Origin of the sequence: Agrobacterium sp. CFBP2214 (assembly GCF_030209895.1) — a bacterium.
GTDB classification, from domain to species: Bacteria; Pseudomonadota; Alphaproteobacteria; order Rhizobiales; family Rhizobiaceae; genus Agrobacterium; species Agrobacterium radiobacter.
The window spans coordinates 382,835-407,122 of record NZ_JARVRC010000004.1 but is presented as its reverse complement, the minus strand read 5'-3'; the positions used below and the strand labels follow the sequence as shown (position 1 = coordinate 407,122).

Annotated in this window: 20 protein-coding genes; 7 read left to right on the top strand and 13 right to left on the bottom strand. The window is 61.6% G+C overall.

The window, feature by feature from the left end:
- Positions 1 to 28 precede the first annotated feature (28 nt).
- Both QRN60_RS14415 and QRN60_RS14410 read right to left on the bottom strand, forming a co-directional pair.
- A complete protein-coding gene (locus QRN60_RS14415; RefSeq protein WP_113101034.1) occupies positions 29 to 2,014 on the bottom strand; it encodes a phosphatase PAP2 family protein in 1,986 nt (661 codons plus the stop codon).
- Between the two features lie 250 nt (positions 2,015 to 2,264).
- Positions 2,265 to 3,545, bottom strand: a complete 1,281-nt coding sequence (locus QRN60_RS14410; RefSeq protein WP_284765669.1) for an ABC transporter substrate-binding protein — start codon at positions 3,543 to 3,545, stop codon at positions 2,265 to 2,267.
- A gap of 195 nt (positions 3,546 to 3,740) precedes the next feature.
- On the opposite strand from QRN60_RS14410, the gene QRN60_RS14405 reads away from it, so the two are divergent.
- Genes QRN60_RS14405 through QRN60_RS14380 form a run of 6 tightly spaced genes read left to right on the top strand, consistent with a single transcriptional unit; the run spans position 3,741 to position 11,872 of the window.
- On the top strand, positions 3,741 to 6,263 hold the full coding sequence (locus QRN60_RS14405; RefSeq protein WP_113101033.1) for a hypothetical protein: 2,523 nt from the start codon (positions 3,741 to 3,743) through the stop codon (positions 6,261 to 6,263).
- A 13-nt stretch (positions 6,264 to 6,276) separates the two neighbouring features.
- Positions 6,277 to 7,371 (top strand): beta-galactosidase BglB, encoded by a 1,095-nt coding sequence (gene bglB, locus QRN60_RS14400; RefSeq protein ID WP_113101032.1) that lies wholly within the window; start codon positions 6,277 to 6,279, stop codon positions 7,369 to 7,371.
- A complete protein-coding gene (pglB, locus tag QRN60_RS14395; protein WP_113101031.1) occupies positions 7,368 to 8,720 on the top strand; it encodes a polygalacturonase PglB in 1,353 nt (450 codons plus the stop codon). The genes bglB and pglB overlap by 4 nt, the downstream gene beginning before the upstream one ends.
- Complete coding sequence (locus QRN60_RS14390) at positions 8,720 to 9,823, top strand: ABC transporter ATP-binding protein (protein WP_111791532.1); 1,104 nt, start codon at positions 8,720 to 8,722, stop codon at positions 9,821 to 9,823. Before pglB ends, QRN60_RS14390 begins: the two co-directional genes overlap by 1 nt.
- 1 nt (position 9,824) lies before the next feature.
- A complete protein-coding gene (locus QRN60_RS14385) occupies positions 9,825 to 10,820 on the top strand; it encodes a carbohydrate ABC transporter permease (protein WP_107676856.1) in 996 nt (331 codons plus the stop codon).
- Positions 10,821 to 10,822: 2 nt separating this feature from the next.
- Positions 10,823 to 11,872: a carbohydrate ABC transporter permease gene (locus QRN60_RS14380; protein WP_129565172.1), complete on the top strand. Its 1,050-nt coding sequence runs from the start codon at positions 10,823 to 10,825 to the stop codon at positions 11,870 to 11,872.
- Between the two features lie 9 nt (positions 11,873 to 11,881).
- Here QRN60_RS14380 and QRN60_RS14375 read toward each other — a convergent pair whose 3' ends face one another.
- The 10 genes from QRN60_RS14375 to QRN60_RS14330 all read right to left on the bottom strand — a co-directional run bounded on the left by QRN60_RS14375 (position 11,882) and on the right by QRN60_RS14330 (position 22,390).
- Complete coding sequence (locus QRN60_RS14375; RefSeq protein WP_284765668.1) at positions 11,882 to 12,928, bottom strand: LacI family DNA-binding transcriptional regulator; 1,047 nt, start codon at positions 12,926 to 12,928, stop codon at positions 11,882 to 11,884.
- A 213-nt stretch (positions 12,929 to 13,141) separates the two neighbouring features.
- Positions 13,142 to 13,927 (bottom strand): TIM barrel protein, encoded by a 786-nt coding sequence (locus QRN60_RS14370; RefSeq protein ID WP_113101029.1) that lies wholly within the window; start codon positions 13,925 to 13,927, stop codon positions 13,142 to 13,144.
- A gap of 8 nt (positions 13,928 to 13,935) precedes the next feature.
- Positions 13,936 to 14,946 carry a Gfo/Idh/MocA family protein gene (locus QRN60_RS14365; RefSeq protein ID WP_111791534.1) on the bottom strand — a complete coding sequence of 337 codons (1,011 nt, stop codon included), beginning with the start codon at positions 14,944 to 14,946 and terminating at the stop codon, positions 13,936 to 13,938.
- Positions 14,947 to 14,956: 10 nt separating this feature from the next.
- Positions 14,957 to 15,856 carry a sugar phosphate isomerase/epimerase family protein gene (locus QRN60_RS14360; protein ID WP_129565290.1) on the bottom strand — a complete coding sequence of 300 codons (900 nt, stop codon included), beginning with the start codon at positions 15,854 to 15,856 and terminating at the stop codon, positions 14,957 to 14,959.
- Positions 15,857 to 16,020: 164 nt separating this feature from the next.
- Positions 16,021 to 16,950 (bottom strand): substrate-binding domain-containing protein, encoded by a 930-nt coding sequence (locus QRN60_RS14355; protein ID WP_112998125.1) that lies wholly within the window; start codon positions 16,948 to 16,950, stop codon positions 16,021 to 16,023.
- Between the two features lie 137 nt (positions 16,951 to 17,087).
- On the bottom strand, positions 17,088 to 18,029 hold the full coding sequence (locus tag QRN60_RS14350) for a sugar ABC transporter substrate-binding protein (protein WP_113100845.1): 942 nt from the start codon (positions 18,027 to 18,029) through the stop codon (positions 17,088 to 17,090).
- A 281-nt stretch (positions 18,030 to 18,310) separates the two neighbouring features.
- On the bottom strand, positions 18,311 to 19,339 hold the full coding sequence (locus QRN60_RS14345) for a LacI family DNA-binding transcriptional regulator (RefSeq protein WP_112493844.1): 1,029 nt from the start codon (positions 19,337 to 19,339) through the stop codon (positions 18,311 to 18,313).
- Between the two features lie 435 nt (positions 19,340 to 19,774).
- Positions 19,775 to 20,980 (bottom strand): 3-oxoadipyl-CoA thiolase, encoded by a 1,206-nt coding sequence (pcaF, locus tag QRN60_RS14340; RefSeq protein ID WP_111829593.1) that lies wholly within the window; start codon positions 20,978 to 20,980, stop codon positions 19,775 to 19,777.
- Positions 20,981 to 20,990: 10 nt separating this feature from the next.
- Positions 20,991 to 21,686, bottom strand: coding sequence for a CoA transferase subunit B (locus QRN60_RS14335; RefSeq protein WP_080864500.1), 696 nt, complete (start codon positions 21,684 to 21,686; stop codon positions 20,991 to 20,993).
- The gene (locus QRN60_RS14330) at positions 21,683 to 22,390 is read right to left on the bottom strand and encodes a 3-oxoacid CoA-transferase subunit A (RefSeq protein WP_111791406.1); all 708 of its coding nucleotides are present in this window, start codon (positions 22,388 to 22,390) and stop codon (positions 21,683 to 21,685) included. Before QRN60_RS14330 ends, QRN60_RS14335 begins: the two co-directional genes overlap by 4 nt.
- A 136-nt stretch (positions 22,391 to 22,526) precedes the next feature.
- On the opposite strand from QRN60_RS14330, the gene QRN60_RS14325 reads away from it, so the two are divergent.
- Positions 22,527 to 23,288, top strand: coding sequence for an IclR family transcriptional regulator (locus tag QRN60_RS14325; RefSeq protein ID WP_003505516.1), 762 nt, complete (start codon positions 22,527 to 22,529; stop codon positions 23,286 to 23,288).
- Here the strand turns inward: QRN60_RS14325 and QRN60_RS14320 are convergent.
- Positions 23,258 to 24,181: a helix-turn-helix domain-containing protein gene (locus QRN60_RS14320; RefSeq protein ID WP_003505515.1), complete on the bottom strand. Its 924-nt coding sequence runs from the start codon at positions 24,179 to 24,181 to the stop codon at positions 23,258 to 23,260. The genes QRN60_RS14325 and QRN60_RS14320 overlap by 31 nt on opposite strands.
- Between the last annotated feature and the right edge of the window lie 107 nt (positions 24,182 to 24,288).

Sequence of the window (24,288 nt, the reverse complement as noted above, 5' to 3'; positions counted from 1 at the left end):
GGCATGACCGCGCCCGCACTGTCGCGCCCTATTCGACCACCACCGATAATGCCGAACCCGTATAGACCGGCCGCACTTTCACAGTGCCCGCATCTATCGACGTAAAGGTTCCGGTCAGGCCGTTGGCGGAGATAACGTCGAGCCGCGTTCCGGCGGCCGGTGCAGCGCCATCGAAAACGAGCTTCAGCGTTGCGCCCTCAAGCACCGCATTGCCCCTGATCCGCAACGGAGCCTTTTCCGCATCAAGCATCAGCGTGCCGCCCGTCTGCATATAGTCACCGCCGATGACAACGTCTTTGCCTGCCCTGAGCGAAAGCGCGCCGCCGGTGACCAGCATATCGCCGGTTCCAAGCGCATCGGCAGACGACGCCACCAGCGTTCCCTCCCTCAAAATGGTACCGCCGCCATAGCTGTTATGACCGCTGAGCGTCAGCGCCCCGCTGCCGGATTTGACGAGACGCCCTGCCCCGGCAATATCGTTCGTCCAGCGGTCTGCCGCATTGAACCCGCCGGCGGCGGCGTCCATGGTCACCTCGACATCGCCGTCAAACGCGCCGTAGCCACCGGCGGCGGCCACCAGATTGATGCGGCCCCAGCCATTGCTGTCATCGAGCAGCGGATAACCGGCCTCGATGCCGGTGGAAAACAGCACGGCGCGCCGTTCTGCGGCATCGAGATAAGGCAGGCGCGTCTCCAGCAGCACTTCCGCGCCCTTCGGCACCACCATCGGCGCATCATCGCCCACGGCTTTGTCGCGGCTGAAGGAGAACGTCATGCGCCGGCGATAATCCGCCACGTTCTTGGCAGCATCGGCAAAGCGGTCGGCATCCGGCCCTGCGCCATGGGCGAAATCGACGAGCGACTGCCCCTGCGGCAGGCGCTTAGTGAAATAGGCCTGCAAGGCTTCGTGCGCCGCCTTCTTCACCTCGGCATTTTTCGGATCCTGCAACATGGCCGCAGCCATAGCGGTTGCCGTGATGCGCCCGCCGATCACGTCGAGCGGCGAATGCATGCCGGCGACGATACGGCTCTCGCCAAGTTCGGAGGCCGCCGTCAGCAATTCGGAAAAGCGCTCCGGCGCAGCATAGGCATAAGCGATGGCGGCGAGATAGGCGGCATTGGTGTGCCCGCTCGGGAAACCGCCATCCTTGCCGCGACCGCGGGTTTCACGCACATATTTCAGTGCCGGCACGATGACACCGGGATCGCTGTCATAGTTTTCGAATGAGCGGTCGCCGATCGTTTCCTTACCCGTCTCGATCACCTCGCCCTTGGCGTTCATGCGCCAGGGACGCGGTGAGGAATAGAAATATTTGGCCGGCGATGTCGTGCCTTCCGGACCGCGGATCACCTTCATGAAAGTGACGAAATCCTTCAGCTCGCTATCCGCCGCACCCGCCTCGGTGCCCTTGTCGTCCTCCTTGCGGGTGATGACCTCGTTCGGATCGAAATCCGCAGGCGTGTGATTGATCGTCGTCGTCGCACCCGCCCCTTCGCGATACCATGCGGCAAGCGGGCCCAGGCCGTCGATGACGCTGTAGCCCTGCGAGCGGCGGTCGTTCATATAGGCTTCGAAAGCGGCGGCGCGCGTGCGGTTCTCGCCGGTCACGGACAGGACGTAGCGCATGTTTTCCTGCCAGACAGCGGGATCAACGATCTTGACATGGCTGAAATCCGCCGGGCCATCGCCATTGGCGCCGCCATCGGCCCATTTTTCATCGCCAATCGTCCAGATGCGATTAAAACCGGAGAGGATTTCAATGATCGGATTATCCCGGTCGTCGTAGGCGCGGACGTCCTCGCCCTTCTCATTCTTGCCGGTCTGGTTGCGATAATTGTCGGCAAGCGGCAGCGGATATGTCGCGGCCGGTTCCGGCACCGTGATGGCAAAACCCCGCCCCACCGGTTCGGCGGCATCGAAAGCCTGCGCGCCGGGAACAAAAAACAGCAAGGCGACCGAGGCGAGCAGGGTCGAGCGTGCGGAAAAGAAAGACGACATCTTCAGTCTGGCCATGACGAATCCTATGATTTTCAGCGAGTGACGCGTGACGAAAACAGGCGGCGCGACGTTCCGCGCGCCTCATCGTCAGGTTTAAACAAAGCATATTTCAGTTTTTCGATGGCCGACGGGAACGGCTTCTTGCGGCGGTTCCCTGGCGACGATGCGCGCCTCCGCAGGGAAACGGCGGAATATGCCCGGAGTATCACTCCGGGCATATCGTCCGACGGCTTCTCCATTCCGCCAGAAGCGGATGGCCGTGCCGTTATTTCTTGACCGCGACAGCCTCGTTGATCTTGGCGACGTCATCCTCCAGAACCTTGTAGGTCTGGTCGAGCGTCAATTCACCGACGATGAGCTGGCTCATACGCTGCACGATCTGCTGATACATGGCGCTGCCGCCCTTGGCGCGTTCGAATTCACGCGCGGCCTGCGGCACATTCTTCTTGTTGTCGAGGAAGACCTTCATCGCCGCCTTGGCGTTTTCGCTCTTCAGCTTGTATTGCGGATCGACGATCTCAGCACCCGTCAGGATGACATAGTTCTCGGCAATTTCCCGCTGCACCTTTTCGGAGCCGAGGAATTCGATGAAATGGGCGACATCCTCGGGATATTTGGTGCGCTTGAAGCCGACGATTGCGGTGCCGCCGGGCATGGCGTAGCAGCCGGCATCGCCGCAGGGCGCATTGATCGCGGTCCATTCGAAACCGTCGCCGATCTTGTTCTGGAACGGATTGACCATCCAGTTGCCGGCGAGATAGGTCACGACATTGCCGTTGACGAACTCGTCACCCATGTTCTTGTACTGGGAACCGCCGGCCGCACCCCACATCTCCTTGGGGAAACTGCCGTTCTGCGTCCATGAAAAGAGATCGGCAATGTATTTTTTCGCCGCATCATCAGGGAAGCTGAACTTGCCGTCCTTCACATAGGTCGAGCCGTAAGAGAAGGCGCCGCCGGAAAAGCGGTGGCCGGAACGGTCCATGGTGAAGGGGATCTGCACACCGGTCGCCTTGGCGACGCGGGCGGACGCTTCCACGATCTCGCTGAACTTGGCGGTCGGGCCGGGCAAGGGTTCGCCGGCCTGCTCGAACAGCGTCTTGTTGACGAAAGGCAGGTTCAGCGTCTGCGACGCCATATAGCCATTGATCGACTTCGGGTCGTTGACATTGGGCAGGCGAAGCTGGTCGAGGCTGGAACCGTGTAGTTTTGCGAAGGCTTCCGCATCCTTCATGTAAGGCCGCATATCGAGATAATAGGGCGCGAGCTGCCAGTCGGTGATCTTGGCGATATCGGGCCCCTCACCCACCGCCAGCTGCACCGGCAGCTGCTTGGAAACCGCGTCGTAACCCGACGATACGAAATTGATCTTCACGCCGGGATTGGCCGTCTCGAACTCCTTGCTGAGTTCCGACATGCGCTGCACGTAACCCTGGTCGTCATCGGTAAAAAGGAACGTAATCGTGCGGGTCTCGGCCTGGGAAGTCGCAAGACCGGCGACGGAGGCCATCACGAGGGCGCTGACGCCCGAAAACAATTTCATCATGCTCATCCTCCCAATGAAAACATTTTCATAAATCGAATGGAAGCTCCTCTGCCTAATTCGATTTATGATGTTTTGCGACTTGACAGAATAAACGTCAAGCTGTTTGTTTTGGCGAAATCGCACAAATCGACGCAGAAAAGCGAAAGCAGATTTGTGAAAATAATTTCATTATAGATCGACGGGAGGCGATCCATTATGACGGATGCAGCATTTGCGGCGAACGCGTCGCAGCCGACATATACCGTCACGGACGGCGAGACGGTGACCGCCTGGATCGTCTCCGATCTCGTGGAGACGTCGTTTCCCGGCATCGCAGCCCCCGCCGAAGACCGCGTGAACTATCGCTTCATCAATGGTTTCGTGAATGTGGGCGACCTTCCCTGCCGCAAGGCCTTCCAGGAGACCATGATCGGCCGCGATATCGCGCCTGATACCGGGTGGCCGGTGTCACACCTCAACCTGCCAGGCTCCAACCGCCGCGTCGAATTCACCGGCTTCTGGCATGTTCCGACCCACGTACAGCGCTGGCTGAAGGGCACCTTCCGCAGCGAGACCGCAAGAAAGGCGCATTTCCGGCTGCGCACCTGCGGCGGCGTGCGCATCTGGGTGGGCGGCGTCGAACAGGTCCGTTTCGAACCCTTTATCCGCAATGTCGAAAGCAGCCGTGACATCACGCTCGATCTTGCGGTGGGCGATAACGAGGTGCTGCTGCTCTGCGAAGATCTGGCGGAGCGCGACATCATCTGGTTTTTCGAACTTGAGGTCATCGATCCGGTGCCGCTCACCGTCGTGCTACCGGTGCCGCTCGACCGGGAGGAGACGAAGCGTCTGGCCGCACTGGTGCGTGACGTTCACCCGGCGCGGGATGTATTTTCCGGCACGCCTCTCGAACTGGTCTTCGGCGCGGCCCCGGCAAACGACCTGCCGGTGCATATTGCCGTCAAAAGCCATGGCCACGAGCGCGCCACGCTCGCGGAAGTGGACACCGTGCTGAAGGCCGGGCAATCCGCGCTGACGATCCCCGGAACGTCGGGCATTCCGGACGGGTATCACGGTGTCAGGATCACCATGGGTTCGGGAGCGGGAACGGTCACCCGCCTCATCGACGCCGCCTTCATGCATGATATCGCGCCGGAAGCATCCAATGCCGATATCAACGAGCGCAAAAAGGCGGCCCTCTCCTTCAGCGCCCGTTTCGGCGCCTGGCGCATCGGCCGCGCGCTGGCGATGGTCGCCACCGGCAGCGATGACATCGAGACGATTGGCGGCATCGTTGATGCGACGCTGCATTCCATCGACAGGCGCGAAGACTGCTCCGATTTCGTGATGATCCCGCTGCTCTGGCTGGTGCGCGCCTATGGCGACCGGCTGCCGGCCGACATGCGGGCGCGGATCGATGCAACGATCCTCGGCTATCGTTACTGGGTGGACGAACCGGGCAATGACGTCATGTGGTTCTGGAGTGAGAACCATGTTCTTTGTTTCCACACCAGCCAGCTGCTGGCCGGCGACTATTTGCCGGATGCCCTTTTCACCGCGTCGGGCCGCTCCGGCCGGCAGCAGGCGGCGCTGGCCGCCGACCGTCTGGAGCGCTGGTTCGACAGCGTCGAGGCGCATGGCCTCGCCGAATGGAACTCCGCCGCCTACTACCCGGTGGATTTCATCGGCCTTCTTGCCATCGAACATTGGGCGGGGCCGGAACTTGCCGCCCGTGCCCGCCACCAGCTCGATCTCATTTTCGAGATGATCGCGCTGCACACGCTGGGTGGCGTTCCCTCCGGTTCGCAAGGGCGGGCTTATGACAAGGAACTGCGCGCCGGGCCGCTGACGGAACTGGCGCCCTTTGCGCAAGTCGCCTTCGGCAAAGGCTGGCTCAACAATGGTGTCGCCTCGCTGCCGATGTTCTGCTGCGGTGACTACCTGCCGCCGGCGCATCTTGCCGCCCTCTCCCAGCTGGAAACCGGCCGCATGGTCGAGGCACGGTATGCGCAGGGGCTGGAGCCCGGCAAGCTTGTGCTGTTCAAGAACGAGGCCGCGCAGCTTTCCACCGTTGTCGACCACAAGACCGGCCGCAAGGGCCACCAGCAGCATGTCATGGACATCAAGCTTGCCGGCCATCCGATGGCGCGGCTCTGGGTCAACCATCCCGGTGAGGACGATCCATGGGGCAGCCAGCGCCCCTCCTATTGGGCGGGAAGCGGCATCCTGCCGCGCGTGGCGCAGCATCGCGATCTGGCGATGCTGATCTTCGATACGAACGATCACCGCAATGACTGGACCCACGCCTATCTCGGCCGCGACGGGCTGGACGAGGTGCTGATGGAGGGCAACTGGCTCATCACCCGTTCGGGCCGTGGCTTTGCCGCGCTTTATGCAACAAACGGGCTTCAGCCCATCACTGCCGGCGCCACCGCCAATCGCGAGATCAGATCACCCGGCCGCCGCGCCGGCTGGGTGGGCGTCATCGGCTGCGGCGACGGGCAAGCCTTCGCCCGTTTCCGCGAGAAAATTCTCGCCACGCAGGTCACCTTCAATGCCGAAAGGCGGCTGCTCTCGGTCACGCCGCCGGGCGGACCTGAGCTTACCCTGACCTGGGAAGGCGCCTTCACCATCGGTGGTCAGGCCATGGCCTTCGACCACGACCAGCCCCAACCCAAAATTACCTTCGACAGTGCCGATCCCGCCTCGGGCGGCGCGACACGACCCTTCTACTCCTAAGCGGAATTGACAGATGAACCAGCCAAGCATGGAAAAAGACACTCTCAGGACGACGATCGACAATGTCGCCGCCGCCTTCAGCCGCCTCAAGGGCATTCAGGAAGGTCTGGTCAGCGGCAGTTCCGACGGCAAGATCCAGTTCGATGAATGGGACTGGGAAGTGGGTGTGGGCCTGTACGGTTTCCTGCGCCGGGCGCTGGCCGCCAACGACCAGAAGGCATTGGACGACCTCGTGACATGGTATGGCTGGCAGATCGAGCGTGGCCTGCCGCCGCGCCAGATCAACAGTTCCGCGCCGATGCTGCCGCTTGTCATCCTGACCGAACATGTCGACCGGCCGGATTTCCGTGCGCTGGTGGAAGACTGGGCCGACTGGCTGGTGCACGAATTGCCGAAAACCGAAGATGGCGGCTTCCAGCACGTCGTCAAGGAACGGCTGAATGAAGGCGAATTATGGGACGACACGCTGTTCATGGCCTGTCTGTTCCTCGCCCGCGCCGGCGTCGTCTGCAAACGCCAGGACTGGGTGGACGAGGCGGTCTACCAGTTCATGATCCATGCGCGTTATCTGTCGGACCCCGTCACCGGCCTCTGGTATCACGGCTGGACCTTCAACGGCCGCCATAATTTCGCTGACGCCTTCTGGGCGCGCGGCAATTCCTGGATCACCGTCGCCATTCCCGAACTCTTCGAACTGGTGCCGACGCTTGCCGGAAAGGACAAACGTTTCCTCGCCAATGTACTGGCGAGCCAGGTGCGGTCGCTCAGGCAATACCAGCGTGAGGACGGCATGTTCCACACGCTGCTCGACGATCCCACATCGCCGGTCGAGACATCGGCGACGGCAGGCATCGCCTATGGCATTCTGCGCGGCATTGAGGCCGGCATCCTCGGCGAAGAGAACCGGCCGCATGCGGAACGCGCGCTGAAGGCGGTGCTTGGCAATATCGACGATGAGGGCGTCGTCCACGGCGTTTCCGACGGTACGCCGATGGGTCATGATCTCGACTTCTACCGCCGCATTCCCAATCTGCCCACACCCTACGGGCAGGCGCTGACGATGCTGCTTTTGATCGACGTTTTTCTGAAAAGGCCGCAGGCATCATGAGCATGAACCAAGAAATCACAGCCGCAGCCGATGGCCGCGACGCCACTGCCGCCATCCAGCAGGCAATCGACACCGTCTCGGCCGCAGGCGGCGGGCGTGTATCGCTCGCAGCCGGGCGCCATGTCAGCGGCGGCCTTGTTCTTAAAAGCGGCGTGGAACTGCACCTTGCCGAAGACGCGGTACTTGCACCCGTTTCCGATTACGAGGCCTATGCGGATACGACGGTTTCGGTCATCGCCGAGGATTCCAACCGCGGCATGATCATCGCGCGCGGCGCGCATGACGTCGCCGTCACCGGTCCCGGCCGCATCGAGGCTGGCGGTAAGAACTTCATCATCGGCGACGACAAGGCCATGGGCACCTATGTTCCGGCCAAAAAACGCCCGCGCGTCATGGTGCTGGAAGCCTGCCGCAACGTGCGCCTTGAAAACCTCCACGTCAGCGCTTCACCCATGTGGACGCTGCATATGGTCGATTGCGAAGACCTCCATTTCCGCAATCTCCGCATCGAAAACGACCGCCGCCTGCCGAATACCGACGGCATCGTGCTGGACGCCTGCCGGCGCGCATTGATCGAGGATTGTTTCATCTCGACTGCCGATGACGGCATCTGCCTGAAGACCAGCGCCGGACCGGATGGCAAGGCGGTGGGGGTCTGCGCCGATATCACCGTTCGCCGTTGCACCGTTTCCAGCATGAGCTGCGCGCTGAAACTCGGCACGGAATCCTTCGGTGACTTCACCAATGTCGTGTTCGAGGATTGCAGCATCGTCCAGTCCAATCGCGGCGTCGGCCTTTTCTCCCGCGATGGCGGCGCGATGCGCAACATCCGCTTTTCACGGATAAACACCGAGTGCCACGAAACACCGGGCGGCTTCTGGGGTTCGGGTGAAGCGGTCACCGTCACCGTTGTAGATCGTCGCCCCGAACGGCAGGCCGGCAGCGTGGACAATCTGATCGTGGAAGACCTGAGCGGCTCGATGGAAGGCGCGATCAACCTCGTCGCCACCTCGAAGGCCGGCATTCACAATGTCCGGCTGGAGCGCATCACGCTTGCGCAGCAACCCGGCAAGCTCGGCACCGGCCTGCAATATGACCTGCGCCCCACCAATGCCGATATTGCGCCAAGCGCCGATGCGGCTGGCCGCGCCAATGCCTGGACGCAGGATGCTGAGGGCCGGATCGTCGGCATGGAGGATTATCCGGGCGGCATGCCCGCGATCTACCTTTCGGGCGTTCACGGATTTTCGGCGCATGATGTCGCCATCAAGAGAGCGATGCCCTTGCCCGAGGGCTGGAACAGGCAGGAGATCGTCGCGACGACGAGCTCGGATAAAGGGAGCAGGTGATGGGAAGTCTGAAACTCGAAAACCTCAACAAGGCGTTCGGCGCCGTTCATGTGCTGCACGACATCGATCTTCAGATCGAAAACGGCGAATTCGTCGTTTTCGTCGGCCCCTCGGGCTGCGGAAAATCGACGCTGCTGCGCATCATCGCCGGTCTCGAGGACGTCACATCTGGCACCATCGCCATCGGCAATCGCGATGTCAGCGCGCTTTCTCCCGCCGAGCGCAAGATCGCCATGGTCTTCCAGTCCTATGCGCTTTATCCGCATATGAGCGTGCGCAAGAACCTCGCCTTCGGTCTGGAAAACCTGCGCTTCAAGCGGGCGGAAATCGAAAATCGCATCAACGAGGCGGCGCGCATGCTCGCCATCGAGCCCTATCTCGACCGCAAGCCGAAACAGCTTTCCGGCGGCCAGCGCCAGCGCGTCGCCATCGGCCGCGCCATCGTGCGCGAACCTGATATCTTCCTGTTCGACGAGCCGCTTTCCAACCTCGATGCGGCGCTGCGCGTGCAGACGCGCGCCGAAATCACCCGGCTGCATCGCGATATCAAGACGACGATGATCTATGTCACGCATGATCAGGTGGAAGCCATGACCATGGCCGACAAGATCGTCGTGCTGCGCGCCGGGCGCATCGAGCAGGTGGGCAGCCCGCTCGAGCTATTCGACAATCCGCGCAACCTATTCGTCGCCGGTTTTCTCGGTTCGCCGCGCATGAACATGCTCAAGGGCACCATCACCAAGGGCGAAGACGGCGGCATCGCCATCGACGCCGGCTACGGCGTGTCCCTGCCCTGCCTCGTGGATCCGGCAACCGTCAGCCCCGGACAGGCGGTTCTGGCGGGCATACGCCCCTCGCATTTTACCATCACGGATGCCGGCCTGCCCTTCGAGGTGCAGTACCACGAAAGCCTCGGCACCGAGACCTATCTCTACGGCAATATCAAGGGTGAGAAGGAGCAGATCATCGTGCATCAGGCGGGCCATTTCGCACCTGCTTCCGGCTCGGTCCTGAAGATCACGCCTGCGCGAGAAAAGGTGCACGTCTTCGATCCCGCCACCGAACTGGCGCTGCCGCGCCTTGCGAGCGAAGGGAGAGGTTAGCATGGCCAATCCGACGCTTGCCAGACTGTCTGACCGCGTGCTCGATGCCGTGATGGCGATTGCCGAAGTACCGCTCAACTTCATCGAGCGGCTGATCGGCAAAAGGCGCATGCCCTATATTTTCCTGATGCCGAACCTCGTTCTCTTCGGCATCTTCACCTTCCTGCCGATTGCCATTGCCGTCGGTTACGCCTTCACCGGCGGCACCGAACTTTTGATCACCGACCGCCCCTTCGTCGGTTTCGAAAATTTCGGCAAGCTGCTGGATTGCCAGAGCTATATGGACCCCGGCAGCTGCCGGGAATCCCTGTTCTGGACGGCGATCTGGAACACTTTGTGGTTCGTCGGCTTCAACGTCATCGCCACGCTGCTGGTCGCGCTCATCACCGCACTCATCCTCAACCGGGCGATCGCCGCGCGCGGTTTCTTCCGCGCCATGTTCTTTTACCCGGTGCTGCTGTCACCCGTCGTCATCGGCCTCATCTGGAAATGGTTCCTCGACCGCAACGGCCTGCTCAACGCCTTTTTCCAGATGCTCGGCGTACCGCCGGAAATCTTCCTTCTCGATGTCGGCTGGTCGCGTTTCTTCGTCGTGGTGGTCTCGGTCTGGTTCCACATGGGCTTTTATACGCTGATCCTGCTGGCCGGCCTTCAGGCCATCCCGAAGGACCTCTATGAGGCCGCCGCCATCGACGCCGCTTCGCCCCGGCGCACGCTCTTCCGCATCACGCTTCCGCTGCTTGGTCCCAACCTGCTCGTCGTGCTCATCCTGTTGATGATCCGCTCGGTGCAAATATTTGATGAAGCATGGGTTCTCACCAATGGCGGCGGGCCGGGCACGGCCAATACATTCGTGGTGCAATATATCTACCAGATGGCCTTCGGCAGCGATCTGAGGCTGTTCGGTCTTGCCTCCGCCGCATCGGTTCTCATGGGCCTTGTGCTCCTCGCGCTGACGCTCGTGCAATTGCGCCTTGGCAAAAAGATGGAGTCCTGACCATGTCCAACGCCGTCTCTTTCCTCACGCGCACCCGCCGCCCCGGCCGGATCGGCCTCACCGATATCCTCTCCTGGGTCTGGCTCATCGGCGGCACGCTCGCCGTCCTCATCCCGGTCGTCTGGGCCGCCATGTCTTCGCTGAAACCGGAAGCAGAGATCACGCGGTTTCCGCCGAGCCTCCTGCCGCGCGCCGCCGTGCAGGTGGAAGTGCAGGGTTACGACAAGCCGCTCAGCCTGTGGAAAGCCAGCATCGATGGCATGGAGCGGGAAATGGCCATGATCCGCCGCGTCGGCCTCAAAGCCCAGATGGTCGACCCGGCCAATCCCGGCCCGCCCGTCAGCGTCGACACGCGCGGAATAACGCCGGTTCAGAAACTGACCATTGCGACGGAGAACTTCACCGATCCGCTGACCCGGTTCAGCTTCCTGACCTTCCTCAAGAACTCGGTCTTCGTCACCTTTGTCGCAACGGTCCTGACCTTGATCGTCAACGCCATGGCGGCATTTGCACTGTCCAAATACCGTTTCCGTGGCGAGAAGGCGATCTTCGTGCTGATCATCTCGACACTGATGATCCCGCTCACCGTCGTCATGGTGCCGGCCTATCTTGTCATCGTCGGTGTCGGCCTCGTTGACAATCTCTGGGGTGTCATCATCCCCACCGTCGCAACGCCGACGGGCGTGTTCCTGCTCCGGCAATATATGCTGACCATCCCCGACGAGCTGATCGAGGCGGCGCGCGTCGATGCCGCCAGTGAATTCCGCATCTTCTGGCGCATCATCCTGCCGCTGACGGCCCCGGCGCTCGCGGTTCTCGCCATCTTTTCGGTGCTCTGGCGCTGGAATGACTTCCTCTGGCCGCTGATCGTTCTCAGCAGCCGCGAAAACTTCACGCTGCAGGTGGGCCTCAATGCCTTCCAGGGCGAGTTCTCGGTGCAATGGCACTATATTCTCGCCATGACCTTCCTCAGCCTGGCGCCTGTCACCGTCGTGTTCCTGTTCCTGCAGCGCTACATCACGACGGGCATTGCCGGCACGGGAATGAAATAAACCCTGACATCACTTGGGGGGCGGTGCGATGCTGCCCCTCGACACCAGCCGACAACCGAGCTCGAGCCGGTGCGCCGGACGTGTCGGATCGGCCGCCATAAGCCGCTGCTCCAGCAGCGCAAGCGCCGCACCGCCCAGCCTGTCAGCGGGCAACTGGATGGTGCTAAGCGGTGGCGCACTGAAGGCTGCCGGCATGATATCGTCAAACCCCAGCACCGAGATATCGTCCGGCACCCGAATTCCTGCCTCCGTCAGGGCCTTCAGACAACCGAGCGCCAGATTGTCGGCGGCGCAGAAAATGGCGGTGGCGTTTCTGAGCGGCTTGTCTTCGGCCAGCAGACGGCGGATGGCGGCCTCCCCCCATTCGGGCTCGTAACTTTCCACCTCGATGACCATATCGGCGGGAACTGTCAGGCCCGCCGCAAGAAAGGCGTCGCTATAACCGTCATATCGGCGGCGGATCGTCGTGCGGCCCTTCCAGGTAATGTGCAGAATATTGCGATGCCCGAGCGACAGCAGATGCTCGATACCAAGCCGCGCGCCAAAACGATTCTCGGCCGTCACCGTATCGACGATCATGGCCGGATCCTCGCCATTGATCAGAACCACCGGCCGCGAAAGCGCCGACAGCGCCTCGACCAGCTGCGGCCTGTCATCATTCAGGATCACGATGCCATCGACATTGTCTGCGTCCGCTGCCGCTGCCACCAAGGCGGGATCGAGCCGGCTCGTCGCGCTCACATAGGGAACGATACGAATGCCGCGCCGCTCGCATTCGCGCCGGAAGCCGTTCAGCATCGTCCAACTGACCATGTTAAGATCGCTCTGCGGTGCCGCATCATTGGTCATGGCGAGCAACACGACGCGCAGGGTGGCGATCGTCGCCTTCTGCCGGCGGTTTTCGAGGTAGCCGAGCGTGCGGGCCGCCTCCAGCACCCGGTCGCGAACCTGCGTGGTCAAGGGTGCGGTGCCATTGATGGCGTGCGACGCCGTGCTCAGCGAAACATTCGCCTCCCGCGCCACGTCCTTAAGCGTCGTTTTCCTATCCGCTTTCATATAGGGAAAATTCAACCACTCTTCTTCAGACGGTGCGGGCAGAAAGCCTGCCTCGCGCAGTCGATCTGAAGAATACCCGTGCCTGTTTACTGTTCTCTAGTCAGCGGAAGACTACAGCATCATCCGTAAATGCGGAATTGATTTCTCTGGGTTTTTACCGATCGTTTATCCCCCGGGAACGCCGCCCGCAGCAAACCGCGGGCGGCAAGGCGGTCAAAGCGCCCGGGAGATATGGTCGATGCTATCCTTCAAGGCAGCGGCCGGATTCTTCAGCTCGTGCACTTCCGACGCAAAGGGTTCGAAGCTGTAAGGACCGTTATAACCGGCCGCCTGAAGCGTCCTGATCTGGGCGATATTTTCCAGGCGATCGCCGCCATCCACCAGCACACGGTGGGCGTCCAGCATATCGGCAACGGAGACGGCGGGGTCGGTTACGCCGGAAATATGCACGAGGCCGGTACGTTCGGGGAAGAACTCTGTCTCGCCCGCAAGATGATGGTGGAAGGTGTCGTGCACCAGCCTGTAGACATCACCGCCGCCTGCCGCGTCGATGGCCTTGATGGCCTCGGCCTTGGTGCGCAACGACGAGACAGGAAAACCGAGCGGCTCGACAAGGCCGGTCAGTCCACGTTCCTCAAGGATCGGCTTCATGGCCTTCAGCGCCGTGACGAGATCGTCAAAAGACACCGCCGTGCCGTCGTTGAGCGGGCACATGACCAGCGCCTTCGCACCGCTTGCCGCTGCATAGTCCGCCATGGCAACAGCCCGTGCAGGTAGGTCGCCCGACCAGACGTTGAAGGGATAAAGCGCGTTGATCGAGATGATCGTCACGCCGGCCTTTTCGGCCGCCGCCTTCACGGCAGCCGGCTGCACCGTGCCGACGATGTCGGGCAGGTCGTTGCGGATTTCAACTTCGGTGAGGCCGAGTTCGCGGGCTGTCGCGAAGAATTCCTCAAGGGAGAGCTTCGGCGCGGTGATGTGATTGATGGCAAAACGCATGAAAGACCTCACTGATAAAGGGCGGGACGCGTGGGAAGCTTAATTGCGACGGCTGCTCCGTCGGTCTCCTGCGCAGCGACACAGGCGTCGGCGGTGATGGCGGCCACATAGCCATCCCAGGAGCTGGGCCCCGATGCCGTGCCCTTTACCGCCGCATGGATGAAGTCCTGCAATTCGACATCGTAACTGGCGATGAAGCGATCCTTCCAGTCGGTCAGGATGTCGTTCTGCAGCTTGGCGCCAAGCCGTGTCTGCACCGACATCGGCTCCGGCAGGCTGGCAATACCGTCCTCACCCACCACCTGGCACTGGATATCGTAGCCGTAATGGCAATTGACGAAGATTTCGACGTCGATGATCGTGCCCTTCGCCGTCTCCAGAATGACGATCTGCGGGTCTTTCAGCCGCGCATGGCTTCTGGCCGCCGAGCGGGGAAAGAGGACCCGCGCCGAAACATAGTCATCATCAAGCAGCCAGCGCAACACGTCGATCTCATGGATCATCGTGTCGTGGATCGCCATCGGGGTCACATATTGCTCCGGAACCGCCGGGTTTCGGTGGGCGGCATGCACCATGATCGGCGCGCCGATCCTGCTGTCGACGGCCTGTTTCAGCGCGACATAACCGGCGTCATAACGGCGCATGAAGCCCACCTGAACCAGCCGTCTGCCATGGGCCACCTCGGCATCGACGATGCGTCTTGCACCTTCCGCCGTTGTCGCCAGCGGCTTTTCGCAAAAGCACGGCTTGCCGGCGGCGATTGCCACCAGCACATATTGCTCATGCGTCGCGCCCCAGGAGGTGACGAGCACGGCATCCACATCGGGTGAGGCGATCAGCTCCTCGCCGGTGGCGAAGATTTCCGCATCCGGGGCGATGTCATTGCGCACCGCTTCTGCCGATCCATGATTGACATCGCTCAGCGCGACGACCTTTGCGCCGCCGAGGACCTTGTTGATGCGGCGGGCATGGTCGCGGCCGATGGCGCCGGTGCCAATAACACCAATTCTCACAGTCATTTTCAAAACCTCACTTCCGGTATTTTTCGATGTAATTGTTGATCTCAGCACACATGAACCGGCCCGACTCATCCGCCCTGTCCTCCCAGGCGAAGACGCAGGAGGTCATGATGCCGTCGAAACCGATTTCGGAAAGCGTGCCGAAGAAGTCGTCCCACGGCACTTCGCCCTGGCCGATATTCAGATGCTGATGCACTCGCGCCTGCGTGCCGGGCGGGTTGAGAATGTAGCGAAGCCCGGAACTGGCCTTGTGGTTGAAGGTATCGCCCACATGCACATGCGCCAGCACATCCCTGGCCTCGCGCAGCATCGCCCTGGTGTCGTCGCCGAAATAGAAGGTATGCGGCGCGCAATAGAGGAATTTGACGTTCTTCGAATTGACGGTGCGGATGATGTCGAGCGCCGGCTGCAGCGTCTCGCACCAGTCTTCCGGATGCGGTTCGACATGCAGGCTGATGCCTTCGCGTTCGAAGATCGGCACCAGCTCTTCCATCGAGCGCCACCAGGCATCCTCGCAGGCCTCGATCATCGAGCCGGTATGGCAGCAATAACAGGAGCCCTTGTCGGGATGCGGACCGCGGCCGAATTCGGAGTTCATCGTGTCGACCTCCAGTTCGATGGCGATCTCGATGGCGCGTTTCCAGTGTTTGACCGCCGCCTGCCGTTCGGTCTCGTCATTGGAGGCCCAGCGATACATCGGCAGCAGCGAGGCGATGCCGACATCGGCCTCCTTCAAAGCCCTCTTGAAGGACCGGATGCGCTCGGGAAACACACGCGGCGCCTTGAACCATTCGAGGAAATCGGCGCGCGGGCTGAGTTCGATCCAGTCGAAACCAAGTTCCTTCACTTTGGCCGGGAGGGCTTCGAGGCTGAGATGCCGGTGCATGAAAGGGTCGATGGCGATGCGCATATACGCTTCCTTCTCTTATTGTCTGTCGAAAGGCCCTTGCGGGCAGGTTATGCGAGGCCGCGGTCCGAGAGAGGAGACCGCGGCTTTTGGCCGGCTTTTTCGTGGGCGGCCATGTTTGTGCTCTGCTGACGGCATTCGGTCAGCATTCCGGCCAAAACTCCGGTTCAGTTCCGGGCCTGATAGTTCCCGAGGTTTTCGGGCATCACCAGTTCGAAGGGCACCCAGAGGGTCTTTTCGACTTTTTCACCGGCAGCGGCTTTCACCGCCGTCTGAACGGATACTTCGCCCTGCTTCGTTGCGTTCTGGTAGACGGTGATATCGAGATCACCCGCCTGCATGGCGGCAAGACCGTCAGGCGTGGCGTCGATGCCGGCGATGACGACGTCCTTCATGGAAACGCCCGCCGCCTTCAGCGCCTGCGCGGCGCCGATCGCCATTTCATCATTGTTGGCAATCACCGCATAAAACTGCACACCCGCCGTCAGCCAGGAGGAGACGAGATCCTGCGCCTGCGTGCGGCTCCAGTTCGCCGTCTGCTTTTCGAGGATTTCGATCTTGCAGTCCGGCCGGGAAAACACCGTTTCCACATCCTTGGTGCGCACCAGCGCCGCATGGTTTTCCAATGGCCCCATCAGGATGACGGCCTTCCCCTTGCCGCCCATCAGCTTGCAGGCCGCTTCCGCCTCCATGGTGCCGGAATCGAGTTCGTTGGAGCCGACAAAGGCAGTACCATCAGGCAGGCCGGTTTCCAGTTCGGCCGGAGGATGATTGACATAAACGAGAGGGATTTTTGCGGCGGACGCGGCTTTGGTGATCGCCGCCGTGGCGTCACCGTCAACGGCATTGACGATGATCGCGTCGACGCCATTAGCGATAAAATTCTGCACCTGATTGAGCTGCTTCGAGGGATCGAGCTGGGCGTCTTCCACCAGAAGCTCGATATTTTTATCGCGCCCGGCCTCGGCCCTGATGCCGTTGAGCAGGATCGTCAGAAACGGGTTGTCGAAAGACGTCATCGAGACTGCGATGCGGGTATCGGCAAGGGCCGGCGTCGCGAAGATGCAGAGCGCCGTCGCCATCAGTAATTTTTTCAAGGTTTCCTCCCGCGGAAATCGCCGCTGGTTGCATCATTCTGTGTCGCCGGAGCCGGCCATTCCGCCGGCTCCGGCGCGTTCGGCCCGCCCGGCGGCGCTCCCCGGGAGCGGAGAAGCCGCCTGGGCGAGGCCATGGCTCAATTCCTGGCCTGATAGTTCTTGAGGTTCGCCGGCGTCACCAGTTCGAAGGGAACGAAGACCTTCTTGTCGACCGCATCGCCCTTGGCGAGTTTCAGCGCCGCATCCAGGGCACCCTTGCCCTGCCCGGCGGCATTCTGGAAAACGCTCACATCCAGATCACCCGCCGCCATGGCGGCAAGCGCGTCCTGCGTGGCGTCGATGCCGGCGATGATGACGCTGTCCATCGACCGGCCGGCCGCCTTCAGAGATTGAATAGCGCCGATGGCCATTTCGTCATTGTTGGAAATGACGGCATCGAACTGCACCCCGGCAGAGAGCCAGTTGGTCATCAGATCCGACCCTTGAGTACGCGACCAGTTGGCGGATTGTTCCTCGACAAGCTTGATGAAGCTGCAATCGGGGGTGGTCACCACATCCTTGATATCCTGCGTGCGCATGCGGGCCGCCTGGTTGGAAAGCTCGCCCATCATCACCACCGCCTTCGCTTCCGTCTTGCCGGCCGCCTTCAGCAAACGGCAGACTTCCTGCGTCTGCAGGGTGCCCGACTGTTTTTCATCGGAGGCAACGAAGGCCTGTTTTTCCGGCAGGCTGTCGAGATTGACCGGCTGGCGGTTGACATAGACGAGCGGAATGCCGGCGGCCGCGGCGGCCTGCGAAAGGGCCACGGTCGCATCCGTATCCACCGGGTTGACGATGATGGCGTCGACGCCGGCGGCGACGAAGTTCTGCACCTGGCTCAGCTGTTTGCCGACATCGTTCTGCGCATCCTCGATCTGCAGCGAAACGCCGCTCATGCCCTTGGAATAGTCGACCATGCCATTGCGCAGCACGGTCAGGAAATTGTCATCGAACAGGGCCATCGAAACGCCGATGGTCTCAGCCGACGCGGTGGTCGCCAGCATGGTGGCAAGCGTTGCAATCGCTAAATGTCTTTTCATGTCGTTCTCCTCCAAAACCCTTGAAAAGAAGCCGGCCACGCAACCTTCGTCACATCGTGCTGCAACCGCGCACCGGCAAAGGAATACCGGTCACCGGAGACGGTCATCTGCGGCGTGCGGCAATCCTGAAACATCGTTGGTGTCGTGGACCAGCCTCCTGCCCGTTCCACATGCGCCCAAGATTTCCCAGTCCGCGCCCGGCGTCAACGGGTCAGCGCCAGCCGAAACCATCAAGGCTGATAGAAAGAGACGCGGAATTTATGATAGAATCCATCAAACCATCAAAGGCTTTCAGGAACCCATAGATGGGCGGGCACAAACCGCTGCCCCGGCGTTTCCGCCATGCCATGTTCTATGGTGTGCACCATGGTGGAGACGAGGTCCGTGCATAGTTCGCGAAGTGGCGTCTGGAATATGCCGCTGATACGCTTTTCCAGCAGCGCCTGACGTGACTCGGGCGTCAGTTCGTTGACAAGACAGACGATGCTCTCCTGCCGGTTTTCCTGCTGCAGGGCCTCTATCACGCCTTCCATGCCGCCGCCGACGCAATAGATGCCGACCAGATCCTTGTGTTTGGCGATGGTGTCCATGACAAGCTCATAGGTCAGCCGCCGGGTTTCCAGCGTGATCAGCGCGTCCATCACCTCGAATTCCGGCGCATATTCCCGCATATAGCTGCGAAAGCCGGTCTCGCGCAGCGAATGGCCGTGAAAGCGGTGACCGCCGAGCAGCAGAAGCACCTTGCCCTTGCTGCGCGCCAGCCGCGAGATCATCCAGGCCGCCGTGCGCCCCACTTTCATGTTGTTGGCGCCGAGATAGGCTTCCCGTACCCCCTGGGCGAAATCCGAAAGCAGCGAAAATGTGGGAATGCCCTTCGCCTTCAGGGCCTCCACGGCGGCAGTGACATCGTGATGGTCCGGCCCGGTGGCCGCCACGGCCTGCACACGGCCCTTCATGCCCGTTAAAAGGGCTGCAAGCTCGCTCGGCTCGCCCGACTGGGCAAATTCGATACGCAGATTGAGATGGCGATCCCGGACGTTGCGCGCCGCAAGCTCCAACTCGTCGGCAAAGGTCTGGTAGAAGGCGTGCCGTTCCTTGCGCAGGATGATACCGAGACTATAGGAAGGCAGATCGGCCAGCATGCGCTGGCGAATGATGTTGGTTGCGTGAAAACCGATCTTCTCCGCCGCCTCGAACACCCGCCGGGAGGTTTCCTCACGCACTGGCAGCCGACCGTTCAGCACGCGGTCGACGGTGGCGACGCTGACGCCTGCGGCCTTTGCGACATCTGTGATGGTGGGACGTTTCATGCGGGCACCCAATAGACGGAAAGATTCCTGTCATGTCTTGCAAAACATGTCACGGATGGTGATGGAATCCAACATGTGCAAAGGGATAAGGGCGTGGAGTACTTTATCAGGGAATAATCGACCGGGGCCTGCATCGCAGGGCCGGCTTGCTTGGCCCAGCACGCCTCCTCCCCTCATCTCTGTGCTTGTCACAGATATCCAGCCAGCCCAAGTCCTTGGGCTGAAAGGAGTCCTTCCGCCGCGCAGACGCGCGTCGGCTGGCTTCCTGTGACAAGCACAGGAATGCGGGGGCTGGGATGTGTCAGAGCGAAAAAATCACCTGCCGAGTAACCTGAATGGCCACTGTCACACGTAAGGAAGCTGCGGCAGCAGGCATTCGTATCGTTTTACGGCGACATTCGCACCGTTCTCACGACGCCGAATGCCGCTGTCCCGTCAGACCCGCTCCAGCGCCACGGCAATACCCTGCCCGACGCCGATGCACATCGTGGCGAGCGCAAAACGCTTGCCGGTCAGCGAAAGTTCAAGCGCCGCGGTGCCGGCAATACGGGCGCCGGACATGCCGAGCGGATGGCCAAGCGCGATGGCGCCGCCATTCGCATTCACCCGCGCATCGTCATCCGCAATACCGAGCTGCCTCAGCGTCGCAAGGCCCTGGCTGGCGAAAGCCTCGTTCAACTCGATCACGTCAAGCTGTTCCTGCTTCAGCCCGAGCCGCGCCAAAAGCTTGGCCGAGGCCGGGGCCGGGCCGATGCCCATGACACGCGGCGGCACGCCGGCGGCGGCGCCGCCGAGAATGCGGGCGATCGGCGTCAGCCCGTATTTCTTCGCGGCTTCCGCCGATGCGACGATGAGTGCGGCCGCACCGTCATTGACGCCTGATGCGTTGCCCGCCGTCACCGTCGCGCCTTCGCGCCTGTTGACCGGCTTCAGCTTCGCCAGCGATTCGAGGCTTGTGGCGCGCGGATGTTCATCCTTCGATACCACCAGCGGATCGCCCTTGCGCTGCGGGATCGTCACCGGCACGATTTCCCTGTCCAGGCGACCATTGGCCTGTGCGTCGGCCGCCTTCTGCTGGCTGCGAACGGCGAAGGCGTCCTGATCCTCGCGGGAGACCTGATAATCAATGGCGACGTTATCCCCGGTTTCCGGCATGGAATCGACGCCATATTGCGCCTTCATCAGCGGATTGACGAAGCGCCAGCCGATGGTGGTGTCATAGATTTCGGCATTGCGGGAAAAGGCGCTCTCCGCCTTCGGCAGAACGAAGGGCGCGCGGCTCATGCTTTCGACGCCGCCGGCGATCATCAGTTCCGCCTCGCCTGATTTCACGGCGCGAGCGGCCGCGATGAGGGCGTCCATGCCCGAACCGCAAAGGCGATTGATGGTGGTTCCGGTAACCGAAACCGGCAGACCGGCGAGCAGCAGCGACATGCGTGCGACGTTGCGGTTATCCTCGCCCGCCTGGTTGGCGCAGCCGAAGATCACGTCTTCGACGGCTTCCCAGTCAACGGACGGGTTGCGCTCGACAAGCGCCTTCAGGGGAATTGCACCGAGATCGTCGGCCCGCACCGAAGAAAGCGCACCGCCGAAGCGGCCGATCGGCGTGCGGATATAGTCGCAGATGAATGCATCGGTCATCGGTTTTTCCTCACAGTTCCGGGGCGACGAGATCAACGACCTCGCCATCGACCGCCAAAGGCGCGCCGGTCATGGCCTGCAATTCCTCAAACGTCATCGACGGCAGTTTTTCACGCAGCACGAAGCGGCCATCCACCACGTCGATGACGGCATGGCTGGTATAGATGCGGGTGATGCAGCCGACGCCGGTCAGCGGGAAGCTGCATTTTTCCACCAGCTTCGGCTCGCCATTCTTGGTCACATGTTCGGTGATGACGAAGACCTGCTTGGCACCGTGCACCAGATCCATCGCGCCGCCCACGGCCGGCACGCCTTTGGAGCCGACGCGCCAATTGGCGAGATCGCCATTCTGCGCCACCTGGTAGGCGCCGAGGATCGCCACATCCAGATGCCCGCCGCGCACCATGGCGAAGCTGTCGGCATGATGAAAGAAGGCTGCACCCGGCTTCAATGTGACGGCCTTTTTGCCGGCATTGATGAGGTTCCAGTCCTCTTCGCCTTCCGGCGGCGCTTCGCCGAAATTCAGGATGCCGTTTTCAGTGTGGAAAATCGCCTGACGGCCGGGCGGCTGGTAACGCGCCACCATTTCCGGAAAGCCTATGCCGAGATTGACGTAAGCACCGTCCTCGATGTCCTGCGCCGCACGCCAGGCGATCTGGGCGTTGGAAAGCTTGATGTCTTCGCGGGTGTCGATGGTCGTGGTCATGCGTAGGCTACTCCGGCGCGAATGAGGACTTCTTCCTGTTGCGGATCGGGGATTTCCACGACGCCGTTCACGAAAATGCCGGGCGTGACGACCTGCTCCGGGTCGATCTCGCCGGCGGCGACGATCTTCGAGACCTGCGCGATGGTGGTCTTCGCGGCCATGCACATCAGCGGGTTAAAATTGCGGCCAGCCTTGTTGTAGGTGAGGTTGCCATAGGTATCGCCAAGCTCGGCCTTCACAATCGCGAAATCCGCCTTCAGCCAGCGCTCCTGTACGTAGGATCGCCCGTCGAACTCCGCGATGACCTTGCCTTCAGCCAGTTCCGTGCCGAAGCCGGTGGGGGTGTAGAAGGCCGGAATGCCGGCACCGCCGGCGCGGATGCGCTCGGCAAGCGTGCCCTGCGGCACCAGTTCCAGCTCGATTTCGCCTGCCAGATACCGGTCGGTAAAGGCGCGCGGATCGGACGAGCGCGGGAAGGAGCAGATCATCTTCCTGACCATGCCCGCGTCGATCATCGCGGCGATGCCGATGCGGCCGTTGCCGGCATTGTTGTTGATGACCGTCAGGTTCTTCGGCCCCTTGTCGATCAGCGCATGGATCAGCTCGATAGGCGCGCCGGAGCCGCCGAAACCGCCGATCATGATCGTCGCACCATCACCGATCCCGGAAAGCGCCTCTTCAGCGCTCGTGATTGTCTTGTCCATTAAAACCTCCATCCAGCCGGACGGATGGAACCCGCAAGGCTGCCTGACCGTGAGGTAAATCCGAAACCACCTCGACGGCAAGGATTTTGTGCGTTATATGATTTTTGTTCGTATATCGCACAAATGGAGCCGCGACATGGCCGTCAACGAAAGAGACATGATGGGCGGTCTCGCCAAGGGATTGCGGGTTATCGAGGCCTTCAGCGCCGAGCGGCCGCGCCTGTCGATTTCCGATGCCGCCGAGATTGCCGGACTGGACCGCGCCACGACGCGGCGTTGCCTGCTCACGCTTTCTGAACTCGGTTATGCGGCTTACGACGGCAAGTTCTTTACCGTGACGCCGAAGGTGCTGCGGCTCGGCACCGGCTGTCTTGCCACCATGCCGCTGCCGCGCATCGTGCAGCCGCTGCTCGACCGACTGTCGGAAGAGATCGGCCAGAGCACTTCCGTCTCCATTCTGGACGAGACCGAAATCGTTTATGTGGCCCGTGCCGCGCAGCAGCGGGTGATGTCGATTGCGCTGATGCCGGGTTCGCGCCTGCCCGCCTATTGCACCTCCATGGGCCGCGTTCTGCTTTCGGCGCAGACAGCCGAGCGGCAGCGCGACATTCTCGAAGCCTCCCGGCTGGTGGCGCGCACGGAAAAGACCATTACTGGCATGGACGCCCTGCTCGCCGAAATCGAGGCCACCGGCCATCGCGGTTATGCGCTGATCGATCAGGAGGTCGAGATCGGCCTTCGCTCCATCGCCGTGCCGCTGAAAAGCGTGCGCGGCCAGACGGTTGCCGCGCTCAATGTCGGGCTTGCCGCCTCGGTCGCCTCGATGGAGGATCTGGTGGAGCGATACCTGCCCGCCCTTCTTGCCGTTCAGCGCGAACTGGCAAGAATGCTGGTCTGAGACGGCACCTGCCGAACGCCGGAATCCCCCATTTTCCGCTGCTCCGCCAACCGCCAGGCACGCGGCGTCATGCCGGTCTCGCGCTTGAAGAACCGGTTGAAATAGGCCGGATCGGCAAAACCCAGTCCCTCCGCAATCATCTGCACGCTCGAGACCGTGAAGATCAGTTCCTGCTGGGCAATCTCGATCTGGCGTCTGGCGATCAGCCGCTGCAGGCTGAGGCCGGAAACGGAACGGACGAGGCGATTGAGATGTGTCTCGGAAAGACCGAGCTTCTTCGCATAAAACTCCGCTTTCTGCGGCTCGCGAATATGGCGCGCAATCAGTGACAGCAAAAGTTCGAAACGCTGCTCCGCAAGGCCTTCGCCGGTTCCTTCCAGGAGCGGCCGCGCCGCCCGCGCCAGAAGCGCTGTCACGATGGCGAACTGACCTTCGATGATGGCATCCCGGCCTGTTTCGCGGGTTTCATATTCGGCGGAAATCTGTTCGAACCCGCTGCGCAGGCGTTCGCCATCGGTAAAATCCCGCAGGGGCAACAGGACCGGCCGCTGGAAATTCCGCAGCAACAGCGCCTGCACCGATGCCGGCAACGCGCCCGGCAGCACGGTGACGATCACCCCGCCAATATCACGAGAAAACCGGAAGCCGTGTTCGAAACCCGGCGGGACGACAATGGCGACCGGCGGGCGGATCGCCTCGATGCGGCCATCCAGCAGGGCATCGCCCTCACCGCCCCAAATGTACAAGATTTGTTGAAAGGCAGCGTGACGGTGCAGGCCGATTTCAAAGCGGTACAGGCTGCTTCTGGAAAAAAGCGTCTCGCAATGAAAGCGGAAATCAGTGCCTTGCACCGCTTCCTCGCCATACAAACCTTCGCTTGCAGCAAGCCGCATGTTCCTTCGCTCCTCCTCACAATGGTCGGATTGTGCAATTTGCGGATCAGAAAGTCCATTGAGCTTTCCGCATCCCCTCGGCAATTTCTTGATAGGAGACAAGTTCG

Excerpts from the sequence above, each read along its gene's own strand:
- QRN60_RS14415 (WP_113101034.1), bottom strand. The coding sequence starts at position 2,014 with ATGGCCAGACTGAAGATGTCGTCTTTCTTTTCCGCACGCTCGACCCTG.
- QRN60_RS14410 (WP_284765669.1), bottom strand. The coding sequence starts at position 3,545 with ATGATGAAATTGTTTTCGGGCGTCAGCGCCCTCGTGATGGCCTCCGTC.
- QRN60_RS14405 (WP_113101033.1), top strand. The coding sequence starts at position 3,741 with ATGACGGATGCAGCATTTGCGGCGAACGCGTCGCAGCCGACATATACC.
- bglB (WP_113101032.1), top strand. The coding sequence starts at position 6,277 with ATGAACCAGCCAAGCATGGAAAAAGACACTCTCAGGACGACGATCGAC.
- pglB (WP_113101031.1), top strand. The coding sequence starts at position 7,368 with ATGAGCATGAACCAAGAAATCACAGCCGCAGCCGATGGCCGCGACGCC.
- QRN60_RS14390 (WP_111791532.1), top strand. The coding sequence starts at position 8,720 with ATGGGAAGTCTGAAACTCGAAAACCTCAACAAGGCGTTCGGCGCCGTT.
- QRN60_RS14385 (WP_107676856.1), top strand. The coding sequence starts at position 9,825 with ATGGCCAATCCGACGCTTGCCAGACTGTCTGACCGCGTGCTCGATGCC.
- QRN60_RS14380 (WP_129565172.1), top strand. The coding sequence starts at position 10,823 with ATGTCCAACGCCGTCTCTTTCCTCACGCGCACCCGCCGCCCCGGCCGG.
- QRN60_RS14375 (WP_284765668.1), bottom strand. The coding sequence starts at position 12,928 with ATGAAAGCGGATAGGAAAACGACGCTTAAGGACGTGGCGCGGGAGGCG.
- QRN60_RS14370 (WP_113101029.1), bottom strand. The coding sequence starts at position 13,927 with ATGCGTTTTGCCATCAATCACATCACCGCGCCGAAGCTCTCCCTTGAG.
- QRN60_RS14365 (WP_111791534.1), bottom strand. The coding sequence starts at position 14,946 with ATGACTGTGAGAATTGGTGTTATTGGCACCGGCGCCATCGGCCGCGAC.
- QRN60_RS14360 (WP_129565290.1), bottom strand. The coding sequence starts at position 15,856 with ATGCGCATCGCCATCGACCCTTTCATGCACCGGCATCTCAGCCTCGAA.
- QRN60_RS14350 (WP_113100845.1), bottom strand. The coding sequence starts at position 18,029 with ATGAAAAGACATTTAGCGATTGCAACGCTTGCCACCATGCTGGCGACC.
- QRN60_RS14345 (WP_112493844.1), bottom strand. The coding sequence starts at position 19,339 with ATGAAACGTCCCACCATCACAGATGTCGCAAAGGCCGCAGGCGTCAGC.
- pcaF (WP_111829593.1), bottom strand. The coding sequence starts at position 20,980 with ATGACCGATGCATTCATCTGCGACTATATCCGCACGCCGATCGGCCGC.
- QRN60_RS14335 (WP_080864500.1), bottom strand. The coding sequence starts at position 21,686 with ATGACCACGACCATCGACACCCGCGAAGACATCAAGCTTTCCAACGCC.
- QRN60_RS14330 (WP_111791406.1), bottom strand. The coding sequence starts at position 22,390 with ATGGACAAGACAATCACGAGCGCTGAAGAGGCGCTTTCCGGGATCGGT.
- QRN60_RS14325 (WP_003505516.1), top strand. The coding sequence starts at position 22,527 with ATGGCCGTCAACGAAAGAGACATGATGGGCGGTCTCGCCAAGGGATTG.
- QRN60_RS14320 (WP_003505515.1), bottom strand. The coding sequence starts at position 24,181 with ATGCGGCTTGCTGCAAGCGAAGGTTTGTATGGCGAGGAAGCGGTGCAA.